Source organism: Pseudoalteromonas shioyasakiensis, assembly GCF_022398475.1.
Taxonomy (GTDB): domain Bacteria; phylum Pseudomonadota; class Gammaproteobacteria; order Enterobacterales; family Alteromonadaceae; genus Pseudoalteromonas.
Window position 1 is genome coordinate 1 of sequence record NZ_JAKEVM010000216.1, and the last position, 4,406, is coordinate 4,406.

General features: G+C 34.2%; 5 protein-coding genes. All 5 read right to left on the minus strand.

Annotated elements, in window-relative coordinates:
* Nucleotides 1-1,894, minus strand: a 1,894-nt coding sequence (locus tag L1D51_RS20575; RefSeq protein ID WP_239964698.1) for a SpvB/TcaC N-terminal domain-containing protein, incomplete at its 3' end; no start/stop codon positions are given.
* Between the two features lie 128 nt (nucleotides 1,895-2,022).
* Complete coding sequence (locus L1D51_RS20580; protein WP_239964699.1) at nucleotides 2,023-2,379, minus strand: hypothetical protein; 357 nt, start codon at nucleotides 2,377-2,379, stop codon at nucleotides 2,023-2,025.
* A complete protein-coding gene (locus L1D51_RS20585) occupies nucleotides 2,372-2,719 on the minus strand; it encodes a hypothetical protein (protein WP_239964701.1) in 348 nt (115 codons plus the stop codon). Before L1D51_RS20585 ends, L1D51_RS20580 begins: the two co-directional genes overlap by 8 nt.
* Complete coding sequence (locus tag L1D51_RS20590) at nucleotides 2,716-3,252, minus strand: hypothetical protein (RefSeq protein ID WP_239964702.1); 537 nt, start codon at nucleotides 3,250-3,252, stop codon at nucleotides 2,716-2,718. The genes L1D51_RS20585 and L1D51_RS20590 overlap by 4 nt, the downstream gene beginning before the upstream one ends.
* A gap of 3 nt (nucleotides 3,253-3,255) precedes the next feature.
* Nucleotides 3,256-3,639 carry a hypothetical protein gene (locus tag L1D51_RS20595; protein WP_239964703.1) on the minus strand — a complete coding sequence of 128 codons (384 nt, stop codon included), beginning with the start codon at nucleotides 3,637-3,639 and terminating at the stop codon, nucleotides 3,256-3,258.
* Nucleotides 3,640-4,406: the final 767 nt, after the last annotated feature.

Consider the following 4,406-nt stretch of genomic DNA (forward strand, 5'->3'; position numbering starts at 1 on the left):
CGTTTTTACACGTGCTATCGGGAACGCGAGTCGGAAAGTTTGCTATCACATACCATTTATTATCAGATTTATTTTTAACAAGAAGATCTTGTATCCCATCGCCATTATGATCGAAAATTTTAGTAGATGTATCCCAGTAACTTAAATTAGTATCTGAAGTAAGCGTTTTTACAACATCAAAAGAAGGGCCATATTTAATTTTCCACCCTTTATCTTTATAGATAAAATCTGAATAACCATCGCCATTGAAATCGAATGTATATGAAACATAATCTTTATTATTTAAGCTTGTAGTCTTTGATATGCTACTGGTAAAAGGCTTAAAACCTGAGTCACCACTTGGATTCTCCCAATAAAACTTTAAAGGTTTACTACAAATAAATGAGTTTTTTTCACACTCAGTAATTTCTTTTAATTGAGTAACTTTATCTACTTCAGTTGATTCTGAATATGTGAACTTGTATTGACGATATAACTCACTATCAACATTTATTTTAATACGTCTTAAAATACTTTTAATGGAAATTGGTGAGCCTGCTAGCCATGCAACACGAGCATTTGAGTTATATACTTCTTTAGTCGCGCCTTCATCTTTATAAATAAAGTCAACAACAGCATAAGGTTTTTGTCCTAAAACACGGTTTCCCGTATACTCTATTGATTCTATTCGGCTTTCACCCAAGTGATTTGCATAGTTACTAAAGTCGGAGTAACGATATAAAATGTAATTACCTTTTACATCTTCGATGGCTTTAAGTAGCCAGGTATGAGCAAAACTTGGTTTAGCTTTTGATTTAAGAAATGCGTCATTTTCTCCAGTTTCTTTTTCACCTACTCTTGGATTAAATCCATCAGCAAAAGACTTACCTACTAAACTAGAACCTGAAAAATATTTAGTATCACCAAAATAGCGAACTTCCCCTGCTTTGTTTTCAACGGTGAAACCTTTCAATATACCGTTGTAATAATGTGGCTTTACTGTGATAAACGCATCAATTGCAGTATGGTAGATAGCCGCAGTAGACCAATATGCTGTATTGGTATGTTTTTTATCAAAATCATATAAACCATCCGTTGAATCACTTAATATTAATCGCTGACCGTTTATGCAAAGGCGGTCGTTATTAGATAAATCAACCCCACCTTGTTTTCCATCAAAAGCGAATGACTTACCACAGCGGCTGATTGATTCTAAACCATTAATATTCCAACCTCGTCCCATGAGGCTATCACCAGCGAGAGAGTTATATGAGAGAGATAGTTGAGGCTTAACACCTGCAGTGCCTTCAGGAAGTGCAATTGGAACTGTATAAGCAGCGGCTCCTTGCTCTGTAACTCTGAATTCCGCATTTAAAGTACCAACATGCTGATCGAGCAAACCTGCAGTTTTGGTTTGAAGTGGACGTGTACCTTGCACATCCCCGACCTCAACATCAGATGTCTCAGCATAATCGGAACACGCTAAGTTACCATTTTCAAATGCAGACACATTACAGCCTTCCCCAGTCATACACGCTGAAACTTCAAATGAGTATGTACCTTGTGCAATGTAATCATCAATTACTATTTGGTTATTGCTAGATTTAATATCTTCTGCTGATTTACACTGCCATGCTCCATATGACCCTGTTAAGGCATCTTTTGTCCTATAGTAGAATGCTTTACTTGCACCGATTTGATCAATATTTATGTACAAATCTCCTTCAGTACTGCTAGCAGTATAAGGAGAGTTACCACTAAGACTAACACGTGGTAAAGGTATGATAGTAGTCGTATCGCTTGTGCTTATAGGTACCCATGCAGAACCAGTATCTGATGCTTTTACATTCGAAGAAAAAGTTAGAGTTGACAAAACTGTTGCGCACAATAACAGTGGAAAACTAATCCTTAGCATAATTAAATCTCATTTAAATATGTTTTCAGCGAATATATTAGATCAATATTCGCCCCATATAATTCGGTATATTTCATTTTTTATGTTAAAAATAGCTGCTCGCCGTTAGCAGCTATAAACTTATTAAGTTAAAACGCTATCCGCGTTATAATTCTATAAACATTGGTACTAGCTCCCCAAACATCACAGTTACCTGACTCTGTGTAAGCTATCGACACTGTTTTATCAGCCATTTTTGCAGCTAACAAAGTACTATACATTCGGTTTCTTGATTCACTTGTGTATTCTGCGGGGATTGAAAAATATTCTTTATTGCTGCATTCAGCAACTGACTTACCGTTATTGTCTTTAAGCTTCACCAAAACTTGGTTCTGTTTATAAATTAATAAAGACTCTATTTTCCCTGTGGAAACAATCCAAGCTTTAGCTGGTAAAGAAAAAATTAATAATGAATACATAAATGCATATATCACTGCTTTAATCATTTACTATCACCCAGTTAAATCCTTCAGCCCAGCCCCATGACTTAACCTGAGAGCATGAAGAGAGCCTTGGGTTAAATGTAATATTCACTTCTTTTTGCTGTGCTTGAGCAGCTAAAAGCTGGCTAAAAATTGCCTTACAAGATTCAACCTCAACATTATTTTGTTTTAGGTTTACACTACAAAGATAGGTACTTGGTAGGCCACCAGGCCCTGCTATTAATACTGTACCGGAGCGGCCTATAGCTAACTGCTTAATTTTGCCAGTACAAAATGAGTCTGCGGATGCACTAAACGATAAAAAAACGAGTGCAAATAATGTTATTTTCTTAAGTAATTTCATACTCTTTCCCCTGATATTTCCTTTAATGAAAGCTCTACTGCTTGCACTATTAAAATATTGGCTAACCCTTTTTTAGTTTTAATAGCTACAAGCTCCTCTTTGATATCGCAATCAGACAGATTAACTAAGTCGCTATTTAGTGATTTTACCGTCCCTATAAGTTTAACTTTCACTAAATCACCAGGTAACGCGATAAAATCTATTCGTTCTATTAGTAATTTCTTAATTGGATTGTCTATAAGTGAATGTGCGTTGTACTCAGTTATTAGAGTGTTCAGCTCTGACTGTAGAGCAGAGAGTTCATTCATATTTTTGATATCGTTAGCAATACCAACATCTATTGCAGCACCTACTGCGACACCTGTAGGTCCCATTACTGACATGAGTGCAAAGCCTGCAGAGCCATTACCAATATACTTAATATCATTCGGTAATTTAATATCAACGGTTTGAGTAGATGTATTTGAACATCCAACTAACACTAGGAAGATAAAGAAACAAGTTACTTTTGCCAGAATTTTATTAAAAACCACTAATTATCTAACTCTAAAATGGTAAAAACCATAATCTTTATATAAGTTTTTCCAGTCACCCTTATTACAAGATTTATTATCTATATCATCATTATTGAACCATAATGTAACTTCACTTTGAGTAGCATGTGCTGTTAATAGAGAGCTATACAATGCTTCGCAAAATTCAGGGTCATTTTCACCATTTTTAGGTGTTAGGTCGCATAAGTAACCATTGGAAGCTACAAAGCCACTTCCACTCAAAGGAATGATTGTTGAGTGTACTTTTCCGCCACGATCAATCTGTACATCTTTTATTTTCCCATAACAGTAATGGTTAGCATTAACGCTAATAGGGCTTAGTAAACACAACAACAATAATGATTTAAGAGTTAGTACTGATTTCATTTTAAGTTCATTTATTATGACAAAGTTAATTAAAAAGAATGATGCATTCGTAAATCATTATCTGCTTTTTGAAGCTCAAGGTAAGAGTAAAAAGAAGCAAAGAAAAGTTTGATAGGTAGGTATCTTCCCATGACAAAAACTTCATTCCGTTAAGCTTATGTTCACATAAACGATACTCAATTTCATTACGAAAAAAGTACCATTTACATATAAATAGATAAATTCAAGTTAAATTAAAGACGGTTGAGCACCACTTTTCAATGGTGGAATCACCATATATAACAACCAACAATAATTACATTTTAATTATTATATAATCTAATTTTTTTTGGTACATTGCTATAATCACTCACATCACAAGCATAGCTTTGTTCTTCATAATAAAACATAACTCGACTTGCCGTTGCTAAAGCTTGCTGTAATAGTGACTGATAAGATTTTGTTGTATCATTTGATGTTAAACCAATCCGTTTCCAAATAACTTTACCATTTGAACTTACTAATGCTAAAAGATTGCTATCTTATAATTGTACAGCTATAACCTCAGAGTAATTACATTCCACACTGAAAACTTTGTTTGATAAAATTAAACAGGTTAAAAGAAAAATTATTCTACTCATAAAATCCCCAATAAAAAATAATGCAAAATTAAAAAGAGCTCTCAACACAAATTAGCATAGATTAAAAGACTCTAAGTAAATTTCACTTATCGTCGTTTTCCAATTCATAAGAACGCCTAAGACTCGCAAAAACGTAGCATTTACTCA